The sequence below is a fragment of the Streptomyces sp. NPDC001606 genome (genome assembly GCF_053596835.1).
On the sequence record NZ_JBSFHC010000015.1, the window covers coordinates 34,409 to 48,598 of the forward strand.

Consider the following 14,190-nt stretch of genomic DNA (forward strand, 5'->3'; position numbering starts at 1 on the left):
GCGACGTCCGCAGCGCGGGATCGCTCAGGGCGCCCCGACACGCTTGTAGCCGACCCACAACCGGCCACCGGTCTGTCCGAGCACCTCGTCCACGACGGCCACGAGGGTCTCGACTCGCCCGCCCAGTGCCTCCTGTAGGCCGTGGTGGAGGCGTGTGCTGAGCCCTGGCGCGGTTGTCTCAAGGCGGCGTGCCAGCCACTTCCCCCCGCCACCCCACGAACCGGCAACGGCCAGTGCCAGCTCACCGGTGCGTCGGACCAGTTCGGTCGCGATGAAGAGACGCTCGCTCTGGTCGTTGCTTCCCGCGAGGTCGTCGAGGAGGTCGGTGATCGCGTAGCGGCGGTCCTCGATCTCTTCCGTCGACACCGGGGGCGGTCCGGCGGTGGTCAGCTTCCGGGCCTGTGCGGCGAGGTGGGCTCCGAGTCCATCGGTGTCGAAGAGCAGCAGTCCGTCGGCACACATCCACAGCAGCGGTGACCGGCGCTTGCGCAGCTCCCGTTCGACGTAGGCGTGCCACGTCGTCTCGGTGTGAACGAACATCTCCACCGGCCAGCCGGCGTACTGGAGGCTCGCCCGGTAGGGGGCTGGGGCTCCGTGGAGCAGGACCACGACGTCGAGGTCCGACGTGGCCGTGCGGCCACCTGTCACGACGCTGCCGCCCAGGAACGCGGCGCGCGCTTCGGGGTGCTGTTCATCTACGACGGCGCGTGCGGCCTCGATCGCATCCATGCGGCAACTATCAGCACTGCCCCCACCGGGCGCACGCCGTTTTCCGCGGCTGGACAGCGAGGTCTCGCGCTCTGCGTCTCAGTTCGCCGGGGGCAGACAACAAAGATCCACGAATGACTGGTCAGCGCCGCAAGGGCATGTGAACCTGGACGACCTTCTCGCAAAAACACCAGGTCAAAGAGGTGATTGCCCGTGACTGCGGCACCCCAGGGCCCCGGATTCTCCACCAGCGTCGAGGCCCTGCGGCTGCGTGAGTGGCTGCTCGGACCGGGCCAGGCCACGCTCGTGATGGATCAGTTCTCCGCCGACGACTTCCACCTGGTCGTCGACGACCGCGCGGACGTACACGTCAACTCGAAGGATGGATCCTTCTATCTCGGATGGTTTCCGTCCGGCCGCCCTGGTACCGACGGCGAGGGGTGGAAGATCGCCGTCACCGGTACGGCCAAGGTGCGCGGCTACCAGATGTCCTTCGACACCGAGACGCCAGCGGACGTCGTCGCTGCGGCAGTCGCGTGCGTGCTGGAGACCTCCCAGCGGGTGTGACAGCCAGAGGCTCGAGTCGGCGGCCCTGGGGGAACCTGTCGTCTGCCTGGTGAGGGCGAGACGGGGTAGCCCCGCATCTGCCACCCGAGGTCGCCGGAAGGCCAGTCCGGCACGTCCATCCAGTTGCACGCACCGCTGGCGGCATCAAGCCCCAGCCCCCCAGCCCCTTGGAGGCGCACCTGCATCCCGATTTCCCGATCGATCCACCCGCTCCGGCCTGCGCCCCGTCCGCGTACTGGGTCGGTCCCCGGCACCTGGCCGGTGACGACGGACGCCTCTACGACGCAGTCGCCGACACGCTCGCCAACCTGGGTTGGACTAGCTTGACGCTCGTCCGCGGGCGCCAGGAGCCTGACGAGGCGCCGGAGGACCGGCAGGTCCTGCGCAGCACCGTCCTGCACATCGGCCCCGACTCCCTGCGGTGGGCGCAGTGGGTCCTGCCGGACGAGCCGTTCCACCTGGGGAACCTGCCGATCGCCTGGCAAGTGTCCGCTCGTACGGACCCGAGCAGTCCGCTCGCCCACTGGTCGGCCTACTTCACCCCCGATGTCCCGGGGGAGATCCTCGCCGGCTTCCTTGCCGCGCTCGACGCCCGAGATCAGCCCGCCCTGCCGTGCGGTGGCCCCGAGCTGGTCCTCGACGCGGTAACGGCGCGCGGGTGGCTGCGCGACGTCGACCAGCCCGGGTTGGGCGCGCTGGATCCGACGTTCGCCTCCCACATCCGCCTCGGTGAGGTGCCGCCCCTCATCCAGGATGGCGACCCGCTCGCGCTCGTGGCTGAGGCGGATGAGGCGGCTCTGGCCGGGTGGCAGGCGTGGGCCGAGCCGGTGCTCGGCGGCGGCTACCTGTGGGCCGCGTCGTTCAGCAGCAGCGTGCCGCACGACCTCGTCGCCGCCTTCGCTGACTCCCTCAGCTCCAGCGCGCCGGTCCTGCGCCGGGTGCTGCCGGAGAGCACACGCGACCGGCTCCTGCGCGCTCCAGCCAGCTGAGGGCCATCCAACGCATGGAAGCCGGGCCTCCCCTCGGGGAGAAGCCCGGCTTCGTGCTGCTTGCTACCGGTTATCGCCTGGAACGCACACGCCTCTGTGCCAGATGCCGGCTCGGTCGCGGGAGCCACTCACCAGCGCGTTGGGTAAGCGCCGGCGCGGGGGCCCAGGCTCAGAAGGCGTACGGGGCGAAGGGACGGACTGGTTCGACGATGAGCCCGAGGAGGTGATCGAGTTCGGCTCGCTCCTCCTCGTTCATGAGCTCGACGGCGTTGCCAAGCTTCTTCTCGGCGAGCCGCTCCATGAACGGGGCCAGGAAGCGCTCCAGAGCATCCGGAGCTTCGTCCATCGTGCGCCGGTACTCCCGGTATCGCTTGAACTGCTCCTGTATCTCTTCGAACTCGACGCGGGTGGCACTGAGGACGAGGGCCCGTTCCTCCTTGCTGAACGGGCGCCCGTCGAGGTGGTTCCACGTGTTGGTTTCACGCTTGCGCTTGATGTCCGCGTCGCAGAGCAGGACGACGATCTCGGGTCGGGCTTGGCTTGTGGGCATACGGGTGCTCCTCACAGGAGTGGGGTGGGTGGGGGCATCAATGATCCGGAGAATCGGCGGTTTGCCCAACCGCCGATCGTCGGCTACGCTCCGCCCGTTTTCCGCTGGTCAGCGCCGACGGCTGGGGTCGGTTACGGCGCTGTTGGCCGGTCGCGTGGCGGGCGCCGGGGGTGCAGTGCGCCGAGTGCCTGGGGCGGCCGTTCCGTCGGGCCTTGCGGGTAGGGCCAGCAGGTGGGCGCTGCGGCGTAGGCGCCATACGAGGACGTCGCTGATGGAGTCGGCGGTATCGAGTTCGCGTCGTCGGGCGGCGTCGCTCAGCAAAACCGCCGGGTCATGGCCGGCCTTCCGGACGTCGTCGAGGGTGGCGGCCAAGGCGGCCCAGCCGGCCTCGGCACGGATGCGTTCGGCCAGATCCGGCAGGACTTGCTGGAGAAGCTCGGCTTGCCGCTGCCGAACACGGGGAGTCAGGCGCTGGCCTCGCTGTCGGAGGGTGGCCATGGGCTGGGCTGCGGCGGTTTCGTAAGCTGCCCGAAGGTGTTCGGCTGCCTGCTGGGCTGCGGCGGCCTGCTGCGCGTGCTCCCTCTTTGCATGCCAGTTCGCCGCGGCGATGGCGAGGAAGAAGGCCATGTCGATGAGCATGGCGGTGGTGGCGCCGTCTTCCCCTCGGCCCAGGGCGGGCCCGCTGCGGACGAGGTCGCGAGCGGCCTGGCGCAGGACGCGGTCGTGTCCACGTACAGCCTTCACGTGGGAGCGGCTCGCCCGCTCGAACACGAACGCCGCCTCGCGCAGCTCAGCGCGGGTTTGGGCGGCGGATGTCTTGGCGAGTGCGTCGAGGATTTCCCCCGCTGCGGCGATCTGGGCCGCTGCCGTGCCGTCGTCGCCGTGGTCGATGATCAGCAGGGCCTGCCAGGTAGCGGAGGTGGCCCGGCGCCGCGCGAACGCGGGGCCGGTCACGTCCGGCAGGGCGGGCTGCTCCGGCTCGGAGCCGTCTGCCGAAGCGGGCTCTGCGGGAAGCGTCCAGCGTTCGCGGATGCGGGGCAGGGACAGGTCGGGTGCAAGTTTCGAGCCGGAGTAGAAGACCGGATCCCCGTCCTTGTTGCGGTCGTCGGGCAGCGCGACCTTGTAGCCGAGCAGATCACCGGAGGGCGCGACGCGTTTGCGGATGAGCAGGCCGGCGGCGGCCAGGCGGTCGAAGAACTCCTCCGTGGAAGCCGTGCCAGCAACGGCGCGGCGCACGGTCTCCCGCAGCTCCTCCCGCGCGGTACGCTCCCGGCCTTCCCGCTCTGCCTTGTGGCGTTCGGCGCTGGTAGGCCGCTGGGCGGCGGTGCCGTCGCCGACGTGGAGGCGGCGCAGCCCGTAGTCGATCTCGATCTTGCGGGCTTCTGCTTGGGAGCGTTTGCCGTCCTGGCGGAGGCGGGCCTGGCGGCCGTCCTCGCGGACGATGGTGGCGATGATGTGGATGTGGTCGTCGGCGTGCCGGACGGCCGCCCAGCGGCAGGCGGCGTCGTCGCCGTCGGGGGCGATACCGGTTGCGGCGACCATCCTGCGGGCTATCTCGCCCCACTGCTCGTCCGACAGGATCGGGTCTTCGGGGGCGGCGCGTACCGACAGGTGCCACACGTGCTCGGCGGGCCGTCGGCTCTCGGGCAGGGCCATAACCGGTTGGTCGAGCAGCCGCTGGAGATCGCCGTACGTGGCGCCGGGGTCTCGGCCGGGATCGGGGGCAAGACCGTCCCAGGCGGCCACCAGGTGCGGGTCGACGTGCTCCTCATGCGTGCCGGGCCCGTACAGGTAGTGGAGCAGGCCGATGGTGCGTGCGCCCCTGGCGTGGACACGCGGGATCACGCAGCCGTCCTGTTGTCCAGGTGCTGCTGGGTGAAGGCGTCGACCCGCTTGGCGGCGCGCTGGACGGCGGCGAGGACCGCCTCGGCCTGCGGGGCGTCGGCTCCGGAGTTCAGCGCTTTGGCAACCTGGTTGAGGTTGTTGCCGATCTGCCCGAGGTGCCGCCGCAGCGCGAACAGCTCCTGCAGCATCTCTTTCTCGCCCGCGATGTCCGCGGCGGTGCGGTCGAGGTCGCGGGCAGCGTTGAGAGCCGAGCGGGCAAGGAACCCGGCCACGCTCATGTGGCACACGGCGGCTGCCCGGAGGAGGAGTTGGTACTCGTCGTCGTTCATGCGGCAGCTGGGCTGGTGCACACGCTTCTTCTCATCACGCAGACGTTCACGTTGCTGCACACGGGGCGTCGACGGGGCAGCGTGAGCGCAGTCGGTGCTGTGGCAGGGACGCGGTTCTTCCCTCTCAGGATGCGATCCGCCCTCGGTCGCATCCTGACGGATCGGCGCCTCCCGGTGCTGATCCGCTCCCGCCGCTGCCGACGCGGGAGAGGCAGGAGCATTGCTCCCGACAGGAGCAATGCTCCTGCACCAACTTGCTGCCGATGGGGCAGAGGTGATCGGCAGGGATTCCTCGCAGGTACTGGGCTCGTGGTGATGCGGGGTGTGCATGGGGCCTTTCTGGTCGGGGTGTGGTTGGGAGTGTTGGTGCTGCGGGGATCAGCGGGGTGGATCGCTGGCGGCAGCTTTGAGCTGGGCCTTGAACTCGCGGACGACTCGTCCGACGCCGTCGCTGGAGACGGTGTAGCCGGCGGCGCGCAGGGCGTCCTCGACCCGGTCGCGTCCGACGCTGCCGGTCTCCTCGTTGATGCGGCGAGCGTGCTTGAGGATGACCTCGTCGGAGGCACGGGCTTTGCCGGCATCGCGCTTCTTCCGGGCAGCCGGTTTCCGTTCGTGCCTGCCCGAAGGGCTGCCCGAGTTGTTGCCCGTGAGCGCCCGGCTGTCTTCAGTTTCTGCCCGTGCGGGCAGCCCGCGCGCCGGGCGGGCAGGCTGCGGGCGGGCAGCCGGAGGGACCTCGTCGTCCCCCGGATCTGACGGGTGCGGGCGGGCAGTTTCCTCTGCCCGTGGCAGTTGTGTCGGGCGGCTGGAGCGTGGGCGGCTGTGCCCGGATTCCCGGGCGGGGTTGGAGGCCGGGACCTCCCAGCGCGGTGGCAGCGTTATGGAGGCGAGGCTGAGGGCCTGCTGGCGGGTGGCGAGCTTGCGCAGGAGCAGTTCGTCCTGGAGCGGGTCGCCGTCGACGCCGGCCCGTTCGAGGGCTTCGTGCAGGCGTTCTGCCAGGCGTCGTTGCCGCCGCTTGCCGCGCTGCTGGTCGGTCATCGACTCGGCGCGCAGGATGAGGGCGACGGCTTCGCTCAGTGCGCGGTCGCGGATGAGGCGGGCGGCATCGGCGTCCTGGTCGGCGATGTCGAGGCGAGCCAGGAGGCGTTCGCGTGCCTGGCGGACGAGGACGGCGGCCAGGCCGCGTGAGGCGGCGTCGGGGGCGCGATGGCGTAGCTCGATGCCCATGGCTAGGTGCCAGAGCATCGCGGCCATGACTGGGCCGACGAAGGCCCGCACGGTGCCGCCGACCGGCCCGGACTCGGCGTAGGCGGGCAGAACCTGGACGGTGGTGATGACCCAGGTGAGGGTGCCGGGCAGGCCGGGGGCCTGCTTCGGGCCGTTGAGGTTCTGCCGGGCCATCAGTGCGGTGGCGAACAGGGCCAGCTCGGCGGCGGCGAACATCGCGACGCGCTCGGCGGTGCCGCCCATGTCGAGGTAGTCGGCGGCGAACCGCCAGCTGGTGTCCGCGCTGTAGGCGGTACAGGCGAGCGCGGCCACGGCCGCGACCGGCACCGCGGCGGTCCCACGCCAGCGGTTGGTGTGATGCCGCCGGCGGCGGTGCTGGCGGATCAGCCACCCGGCAAGCAGGCCGAGCAGCACGGGAGGGATGAGGAGCGCCACGGTCATCACCGGGGAGGTGGCCCAGTCAGGGAGGAGCGGCGTGCCGCTGATCCGTATGGCGAGGGGGACGGGGCTGAGAGGAGGCAGGAGGGGGCTCCAAGGCGTCGAGGATTGAGGGCGAAGGGCGAATCGACGGAGCGCTGAGCAACCGCCTACGCGAGTGGCTGGCGCGGGCAGGGCTGGTGTGAGCGCGGTGATGCGGCGGGCCCGGCTAGGAGAGGGCGCTGAGGCGGCCAGTCAGGCGGCGGGCGCTGTGCGGCGCCGTCGGTCGGGGCCGTCGAGGATGACGCGCTCCGTCATCTCGGCGAGGCGGGAGGCGACGCGGTCACCGAGGGTGACGCGCAGCTGCTCCATCGGAAGGTTGGTGGTGATGAGTGTCGGGAGCATGTGCTCGTACCGGTGATTGATGAGCCGGTAGGTCAGCTCCTCGGTCCATTCGCTGGTCTTGGCCGCGCCGAGGTCGTCCAGGAACAGCAGCGGGCAGCGCGCCAGGGTCTGCAGCTCCCGTTCGGCGTCGTGGCCGGCGCGGGGGCGCAGGCGCGCGTGGAAGTCGGCGGTGGTGGTCGCTTCCCAGCGCAGACGGACCCCTCGGGCGAGCAGGGTGCGGATGGCGCCGTACGCCTGGTACGTCTTGCCCGTGCCCGTGGGGCCGGCGATCAGCAGCGACGGGCCTTCGGCGATGCCCGGCCCGCCCGGGCCGGGGCGTCCGGCGCGGGCGATCTCGTCGGCCCAGGCGGTGACCTTCGGGTGGTCGGCCAGGGCTCGGCGGTAGCGGGCGGGGATCCTGGCGTCGGCGAGTTCCAGCGCGGTGACGGGCTCGACGTGCCCTTCCTCGACGGCGGCGGTGGCGAGGTCGATGCCGCGACTGGCAAGGATGCCGTTGAGCCGGTCGGCAAGCGGGCCGACCCGGTGAGGCTCGCGGGTGAGGGTGGCGGTCAGAGGTCACCTCCGTAGGCGGCTTCGACATCGGCGGGGTTTGTCCACGCCCTGTGGACAACCGGCGCGGCGGGGGCCGCGTTCATGGCCTCGTGCACGAGGCTCGGCAGAGTGCTGGGATGCAGGCCCTTGGCGCGGTGCCGTTCCAGGCCGGCCCGGATGTGGGCGGGGGCGATGCCCTCGCCGAGCAGCTTGCGCACCTCGCGAGCGAGATGGCCCAGGACGTCCTTGGGCGGACGGTGTGTGCAAGCGGCGGCGTACTCGGCGATGAGCTCGCTGGCCGAGACAGTGTGGGGTGCGGGGGCGCTCGCGCCCCCCGAAGGGGTATTTCCTAGATCCATGATCCTAGGTCCTAGATCCGGACGCTGAGGCGTCACCGCTCCCTCACTGAGCTCTCCCCGCTGTCTCACGGAGGGCTCACTGAAATCGCCCTGACCTGCTATTTCATCATCGGTGACCGGATTCACCGCAGGCTCGCGTATTCGCCCGGAGCCCTCACGGAGGGTTCCGTGAGGCTGCGGTGCGGGCTCCGTGTTGCCGACTCCGGCAGTCGGCGCATCGACGCCGGGCTCGGTGCGAGCCTGCGTGTCGTGGTGCGGGCAGGCGGGAAGGCGGCTCGCGCTGGGGCGATTGATCTTCTGATGCTGCCGCCAGGTGACGATGTGCAGGTAGCGCTTGTCGCCCGGGCCCTTGTAGCGGCATATCAGCCCGGCGTCGGCGAGCTGGGCGAGGTCCTGCTCGACAGCGCCAGGCGTGTGTTCCGGGCGCAGTACCCACAGCTGCCCGGCGATGATCGCGGCGTGGTCGCGGTGCCGGCCCTGGTCGTCAGCCTGGGTGAGCAGACCGAAGAAGGTGCGCTCGGCGGTCAGGGAGACGGCGGCCAGGGACTCGGAGACGAAGGCTTCCGGCTTGATGGTGCGGATTCGTGCCAAGAGGGGCGGTCCTCACTCGGTGGCCGGTGGGTTGGGTGCCCACGGTTCACCGTCGGTCGGGGGCGGGTCGGGTGTGAAGGCGCGTGGAATGTCTGGCCGTTGACGCGGGAGCGTTGATGGCCGATCGCGCTTTCCGGGGTGTCGTCAACATAGCCACACCCAGGTCGCGCAAGTCCAGCCCTATCCGGCGCAATCTCTCACGGCAGAAATGCCGCTGGAAATCGAGTCGGCGAGGGCGGTGCGAAAACGGTAGGGCACGATCGGCGGTTGACCAAATAGTTGCGCCGCATCCCGAGCCAGAAGGATCACATCGGGAAGCCGTTGACGTCCTGCGAGTGACGAAGCTACAACACAACACCCCACGTCAGAGCAGGTCTCTGGTGTCGGGTCCCGTTCGGGGGTCCGGCCTTGCGCAGCACCCCGACCGCCTCGCTCACCGATTGAGCGCGGCGCAACATAGCCGACGATCGGCGGTTATCCAAACCGCCGAATGCACGCTACAACTGGAGCTATGGCAGCACGATCTCTGGAAATAGGACCCGCAGGATTGACGGTGGCCCGCACCATCGAAAACCTCCGCATCGAACGCGGCCTTGGGCAGCGCCAACTCGCAGCGCGCTGTACCGCTTTGGGCCGCCCTATGTCCAACACGATGCTGTCCCGCATCGAACTCGCCAAGCGGCGATGCGATATCGACGACCTCGTCGCCATCGCCGCAGCCCTGCAGGTGTCACCCGCCGCCCTCCTCCATGGGCCGGGCGCCGCCTGAGCCGCCCACGCAGCCCTCCCCGACTTCCCGACCAGGAGCCGCCCCCCTTGCACCGATCCACGCCCGCGCTCCTCCCCCACGGGCCGTCCGACGCCCCTCCGCCCCTCTACCGCCCCGAGGAGATCGCCGACACCCTCGGATGCTCGGCCTGGTGGGTCAAGGACCGAGCGCGACGGCGCCTGATACCGCACACCCGGGTCGGCCGTGCCTACCGCTTCACCGCCGAGCATCTCGCCGAGATCATCCGCCTCTACGAGCAGCGGCCGGCCCAGCCCGCGCCGGCAGCCGCACGGGCGACCGAGTCGCTCTCAGAGCCCGGTACGCAGACCGTCGCCGCGCAACCTCGCCGCCCTGTCGTTGCGTCGGCGACCCGCCTGCGGGCCCGCCCGCCGCGTCGACAGCAGCAGTACGGCGCTGTCGCGTGACCCGATCGAATCTGCCGTAGCCGAAGAAAGGAAGAGGGGGGCAGCGGAACTTGGGTTTCGCGGAGAAGCGCGGGAACTATTGGCGTGGCCGGTACAAGGTCGCGCCCGGCAAGCACAACACGGTCGTCGACGAGAACGGCAAGGCGATCCGATTCGCCACCAAGGGCGAGGCCCAACGGGCAGCGGCCGAGGCCGAGAACAAGTACCGTCGCGGCGACTGGCGTGACCCGGCTCTCGGCCAGGAGACCTTCGGCGAGTACGCGAACCGCTGGTACGAGGTCCAGGACCTGGCCGCCTCCACCATGCAGAACTACAAGCGCCACATCGAGGAGCACCTTCTCCCTGAGTTCGAGGACAAGGCGCTCGCCGGCATCCTGCGCACGGACGTCGACCTGTGGGAGAAGAAGGAGAAGGCCCTCTACGCCGCCTCCAGCGTCAAGACCTGGCGCTCGACGCTCCACCTGATCTTCGAGGACGCGATCGACGAGGGCCTGATCACGTCCAACCCGGCTGCCCGGCGGCGCGGACGGGGGAAACGCGCCGGCCGCTCCCGAGACCGTGGTCCGGAGAAGGTGGTCACCGACGCGCTCGGCATCCTGCTGACCGCCGAGCGCGCCGCCCTGCTCTCCGGCCGCGACGACGAGTTCGTCGCAGTGGTCCTCAAGGGGTACACCGGCATGCGCTGGGGCGAGATCGTCGGCCTGGAGACCGCATTCGTCCGCCCTGGAGCCGTCCGCGTCGAGTGGCAGCTGTACGAGCTCGACACGGGCGAGCTGGTGCGCTGCCCGCCGAAGGACGACAGCTACCGCACCATCGACTCGATGGACTGGCTGTCCGCGCTGGTCGCCAACCACATCGCCCGCACGAAGCCCAAGCCGTGCCCCTGCCACGGCAAGACCTACGTCTTCCGAGGACAGGGCGCGGCCCGTACCGGGGGCCACCAGGGCGCGAAGCTCGTCGACGTCGCCCGTCGTGCCGGCGTTTCGACCGGCACGGTGTCCAACGTCCTCAACCACCCCGAACGCGTCACCGAGGCCACGCGAGAGAAGGTCGAGCAGGCCATCACAGACCTCCGGTTCGTCCGGGGCGGCGTCGTACCGGAACATGCCGCCCACTGGCGCAGGAACGGTTTCGCGACCTGGCTGTTCACGCCGGCGGTCTCCGGCTGGTACCCGAAGAAGGCACCGCAGAAGCCACGACCGGTGCCCTTGCTCGGCGAACCGTGGCCCGGCGTCCCGGCCCGGGGACGGGGTGCCAGCGATCGGGCTGACGCCTGCTGGCTCCCGATAGCCAAGGGGCTCACGCCCCACGGCCTTCGCCACACTCACCGGACGATGATGGAGGACCTGGGAACCGAGAAGGTGCTCATGGACGAACGCATGGGCCACATCGACGGCTCGGTCTCGGCGCGCTACGCCCACGTCACCCCAGGCATGCGCAAGCGCCTCATGCTGGGGCTGACCGAGCAGTGGGTGGCAGCACTCGACGCACGTTTGGCCATGAGTGCCACGTCGCCGGTGCGCGTATTGAGTGATCTCCTGCGGGCACGCGAGCTGTCAGTGCCCGTCAAGTCGTAGCAAGCAGAGTGCTGTGCCTTCCGACCAGTTGTGACACGGGCCTCGACACGGTGCGGCTGTGGCTTGCTTTCGCGGCGGAGGTGCCGGTCGTGTCCTATGTCCGGTGGAGCGCTGACAGATGGCTACTCGTGGCACTCAAACCGGGGCCTACAGCTTGTCAGGGCCAGTGCTGAATTCTTTAGCACTGGCCCTGACTGGTGCTTCACTGTTGGGGCGTCGGAGCTTGAGCCGTCAACCCTCTTACGGTTCAGTCAAGAGGCGTATCAGCGGACTCTTCGGATTCCGGGTTGCCCTCCTCTGGCGCATGGTTCTCTACGGTCCTGCGCCGCAGGTTCTCCACGTCGGTCAGGATGCCGACCAGCAGCTTGTGCAGATCGTCGAGTTGATCCACCGGAACGATCGGAGTGTGGTCCCCGACTTCCGGCTCAAGCGCGTGCAGATGGTCGAGGGCGTCTCGGGCACCCTGTACTCCGAGGTGTAGGGCCTTTCGGTGTGCAGCGGCGAGTTGGCTGGGCGGAACTGGCGTGTCCTCGTCACGGGGTCCGGGCATCAAGGTTCCGACCACGGTCCCGACTCCTGCGTCGACGGTCCCGTACTGGAATAGCGGCGTGCCGGGGCCCTCCACGTCGGAAGTCTCGCCGAATTCGTCGTCAGGAGATCCGTTCTGCGCCGACTGCGACTCATCGGTCGACGTAGTCCCCTCGTTAGGCGCGGGCGGAGCCGGGGGCTGGATGAGGATCGTTGGCGGTGCAAGCTTCGCCATACGGTCTGGGTCCGAGGCGGCGACTACGTCCCACTCGTACAGCGGCACTGGCACACCGTCGGCGTCAACGGCGATATGGTCTTCCGCGTCGAGGTCGACTTTGAAGTAGATGTACGGCGGCTCGTCGGATTCGGCCGACTCCTTGCCCGTGAGACTTTGCTTGGGCACGGAGTTCTGCGGTAGGTCGTTGCTGCGGAAGGTGTTGGCGGCCAGCGCGAGGGTCCACAGGCCGAGTTCGTTTGTCGGCTTGGAGAGCCCCTCGATGACCTTGTTCACGTCCGAACGGAAGGGGACTCCGCCCTTCTCCTTCCTGGCCCCCAGCGATGATCCGACGTTCCTGGTCAGGAGCTTGTCGGCGATCAGAGCGACGCCGCCGGCCACCGCCAGGGTGCGGCGAGCGTCGTCGTCGCCGTTCATCGACGGTTCGATCAGTGTGGTGAAGTCCTCGGTAGGGATTGGAGTCCAGCCCTGGGTGACGTCGGCCGACAGCACACCGCCGTTGTTCCACGCGTTGCGTGCCTGCTTGGTGACCAGCTTCTTCTTAGCGCGCCAGGGCAGGTCGATGATTGGTCCGAGCAGCTCGCCGAACCCCTTCATGCTCATGCGCTGGCCACCCTTGATGGCCTTGGCCTGGTCTTTGAGTAGTTCGAGGAGGTCCGGCTGGGTCAGGGCGCTGACCAGGTAGACGGCGCGCCATAGGGCGGTCCCGGGAGGGGCCGGTTCGCCTCCGAAGACCTGCGGAAGTTCGGTCACGGGGATGCGGCCGACGGCAAGGCCGTACACCGCCTGGAGGTCGGCTGTATTCCAGCGCGGGTCTCCCTGCTGGATGATCCGCTTCAGGGCCCGGGTGATGACCTCGACGTTCTGGGCCGCCGCGTCCCACTGCTTGAACTCGACGTGCACCGAGGCCAGTACAGAGCGGATGGCGTCGTCGAAGATGTCCTCGGGTGACAGCACCCGGCCGTCGTGACCCTCGATGCCGACAGCGATCTGTGCTGGAACGACGTAGGACTGGGCGATCTGAGCGGCTCGGACCCCGGGCGTCGTTCCATTCATCTCGCCGTCGAACTCCTGTCGCCGTGCCTGGCGCCACTGCGCCCGGCTGGCGGCCAGCCGCTGCCCGAGACCGGGTCCTGCGGCCGCCCCTGCCGCGGAAGCGTTGCCGAGCAGTGCGTCAGTGGCCAAGGTAGCCACCTCGGCGGGATCGGCGCCGTGCCCGGCCAGTACCGCCCAGGCGCTGGCGAGCCGGGTGATCCCGTCACGGACGACGAGAACGTGGATCGGCTCCGTACCGTCCTCGAAGGCGATCTCGACAGGGTGGGTGATCAGATTGCGGGTGACGGAGCGCGTGAGGATGGAGGTCGCGTAGCTGTTGAGCGACAGCGTCGCGTGGATGGTCTGCCACACGTGGTTCCGCAGGTGGACGAGGCTCTCGTAGCGGTACTGCACGATCGCACTAGGCCGGCCTTCGTGGGTGATTCCGTGCACCTGTGGGTCGGGTACCTCCGAAACTTCCATGCCGGTACGAGGTTGGGGCCCTGGGAACAGCTCGCTCAGCAGGACACGGGTAACGACCGACCACAGCGTTGCCCCCTCAACGTTTTCGACCATCAGGAGGCCAGAGGGCTCATCTGGCGTCGGACGAAGCTGTGCCGTCAGCGCATCGGGCCGAGTTGTTGCACGCGCTATGGCTCCCCACGAGGCGTCCGGTAGCCAGGTGCTCGGATTTGCCTGGCCCGCCGCGGTCACCGCCGCGACGTGGCTGTCCGTCGAGTCGGCAGGGAGGTGGGGCGAGATGTTGGTTACCCGGATCGTGTCTGTTCCCCAGGAGACGTCGATTGAAATGGGGGCAGGTTTGCTGGTGGTCATGGGGACAGATCTCCAATGTGGTTCGAAGCGGTCTGCGGTGGTCGTCACGAAGGGCGGCGAGTCTAGAACTCGCCGCCCGTTTCGTTATGACACGTTGTCTCCGGAGATTTCCTTATTTGCCCAAGGCAACTCTGACGGGAGCCATGTCGGCCTGCGGCGCATGTCCGGGTAACACCGGTGCTGATAAGCGGCGTAAGCCCCGAGCTTTGCGGGCGTCAGGAACAGCTCGATCTCGGCTGCACGGCAGGGAAGAGCCTTCAAAGCGGGTGATT

Annotated in this window: 13 protein-coding genes; 5 read left to right on the forward strand and 8 right to left on the reverse strand. The window is 69.2% G+C overall.

Features of this window, described 5'->3' with window-relative positions:
• Positions 1-24: 24 nt before the first annotated feature.
• Entirely contained in the window at positions 25-729 is a 705-nt protein-coding gene (locus ACWCV9_RS25235; protein ID WP_450184405.1) for a nucleotidyltransferase domain-containing protein, read from the reverse strand.
• Positions 730-921: 192 nt separating this feature from the next.
• Between ACWCV9_RS25235 and ACWCV9_RS25240 the strand changes: the two genes are divergently transcribed.
• Positions 922-1,275 carry a DUF317 domain-containing protein gene (locus ACWCV9_RS25240; protein ID WP_381078088.1) on the forward strand — a complete coding sequence of 118 codons (354 nt, stop codon included), beginning with the start codon at positions 922-924 and terminating at the stop codon, positions 1,273-1,275.
• Positions 1,276-1,442: 167 nt separating this feature from the next.
• The gene (locus ACWCV9_RS25245) at positions 1,443-2,264 is read left to right on the forward strand and encodes a DUF317 domain-containing protein (RefSeq protein WP_450789766.1); all 822 of its coding nucleotides are present in this window, start codon (positions 1,443-1,445) and stop codon (positions 2,262-2,264) included.
• 169 nt (positions 2,265-2,433) lie between these two features.
• Here ACWCV9_RS25245 and ACWCV9_RS25250 read toward each other — a convergent pair whose 3' ends face one another.
• The 6 genes from ACWCV9_RS25250 to ACWCV9_RS25275 all read right to left on the reverse strand — a co-directional run bounded on the left by ACWCV9_RS25250 (position 2,434) and on the right by ACWCV9_RS25275 (position 8,515).
• Positions 2,434-2,814, reverse strand: coding sequence for a hypothetical protein (locus ACWCV9_RS25250; RefSeq protein WP_399773359.1), 381 nt, complete (start codon positions 2,812-2,814; stop codon positions 2,434-2,436).
• Between the two features lie 108 nt (positions 2,815-2,922).
• Positions 2,923-4,659 carry a relaxase/mobilization nuclease domain-containing protein gene (locus ACWCV9_RS25255; protein ID WP_450789769.1) on the reverse strand — a complete coding sequence of 579 codons (1,737 nt, stop codon included), beginning with the start codon at positions 4,657-4,659 and terminating at the stop codon, positions 2,923-2,925.
• A complete protein-coding gene (locus ACWCV9_RS25260; protein WP_234357596.1) occupies positions 4,656-5,009 on the reverse strand; it encodes a plasmid mobilization protein in 354 nt (117 codons plus the stop codon). Before ACWCV9_RS25260 ends, ACWCV9_RS25255 begins: the two co-directional genes overlap by 4 nt.
• 357 nt (positions 5,010-5,366) lie before the next feature.
• The gene (locus tag ACWCV9_RS25265) at positions 5,367-6,653 is read right to left on the reverse strand and encodes a hypothetical protein (RefSeq protein WP_450789771.1); all 1,287 of its coding nucleotides are present in this window, start codon (positions 6,651-6,653) and stop codon (positions 5,367-5,369) included.
• A 231-nt stretch (positions 6,654-6,884) separates the two neighbouring features.
• Positions 6,885-7,586, reverse strand: a complete 702-nt coding sequence (locus ACWCV9_RS25270) for an ATP-binding protein (RefSeq protein WP_200422453.1) — start codon at positions 7,584-7,586, stop codon at positions 6,885-6,887.
• On the reverse strand, positions 7,583-8,515 hold the full coding sequence (locus ACWCV9_RS25275) for a hypothetical protein (RefSeq protein ID WP_450789773.1): 933 nt from the start codon (positions 8,513-8,515) through the stop codon (positions 7,583-7,585). Before ACWCV9_RS25275 ends, ACWCV9_RS25270 begins: the two co-directional genes overlap by 4 nt.
• A 511-nt stretch (positions 8,516-9,026) precedes the next feature.
• On the opposite strand from ACWCV9_RS25275, the gene ACWCV9_RS25280 reads away from it, so the two are divergent.
• The 3 genes from ACWCV9_RS25280 to ACWCV9_RS25290 are packed head-to-tail and all read left to right on the forward strand — an operon-like array spanning position 9,027 to position 11,286.
• Complete coding sequence (locus tag ACWCV9_RS25280; protein ID WP_164439764.1) at positions 9,027-9,284, forward strand: helix-turn-helix domain-containing protein; 258 nt, start codon at positions 9,027-9,029, stop codon at positions 9,282-9,284.
• 47 nt (positions 9,285-9,331) lie between these two features.
• Positions 9,332-9,709: a helix-turn-helix domain-containing protein gene (locus ACWCV9_RS25285; RefSeq protein ID WP_450789775.1), complete on the forward strand. Its 378-nt coding sequence runs from the start codon at positions 9,332-9,334 to the stop codon at positions 9,707-9,709.
• Positions 9,710-9,759: 50 nt separating this feature from the next.
• On the forward strand, positions 9,760-11,286 hold the full coding sequence (locus ACWCV9_RS25290) for a LacI family DNA-binding transcriptional regulator (protein ID WP_450789777.1): 1,527 nt from the start codon (positions 9,760-9,762) through the stop codon (positions 11,284-11,286).
• A 247-nt stretch (positions 11,287-11,533) separates the two neighbouring features.
• On the opposite strand, the gene ACWCV9_RS25295 is transcribed toward ACWCV9_RS25290, so the two are convergent.
• Positions 11,534-13,918, reverse strand: a complete 2,385-nt coding sequence (locus tag ACWCV9_RS25295; protein WP_450789779.1) for a hypothetical protein — start codon at positions 13,916-13,918, stop codon at positions 11,534-11,536.
• Positions 13,919-14,190 lie beyond the last annotated feature (272 nt).

Excerpts from the sequence above, each read along its gene's own strand:
- ACWCV9_RS25235 (WP_450184405.1), bottom strand. The coding sequence starts at position 729 with ATGGATGCGATCGAGGCCGCACGCGCCGTCGTAGATGAACAGCACCCC.
- ACWCV9_RS25250 (WP_399773359.1), bottom strand. The coding sequence starts at position 2,814 with ATGCCCACAAGCCAAGCCCGACCCGAGATCGTCGTCCTGCTCTGCGAC.
- ACWCV9_RS25295 (WP_450789779.1), bottom strand. The coding sequence starts at position 13,918 with ATGACCACCAGCAAACCTGCCCCCATTTCAATCGACGTCTCCTGGGGA.
- ACWCV9_RS25265 (WP_450789771.1), bottom strand. The coding sequence starts at position 6,653 with ATGACCGTGGCGCTCCTCATCCCTCCCGTGCTGCTCGGCCTGCTTGCC.
- ACWCV9_RS25280 (WP_164439764.1), top strand. The coding sequence starts at position 9,027 with ATGGCAGCACGATCTCTGGAAATAGGACCCGCAGGATTGACGGTGGCC.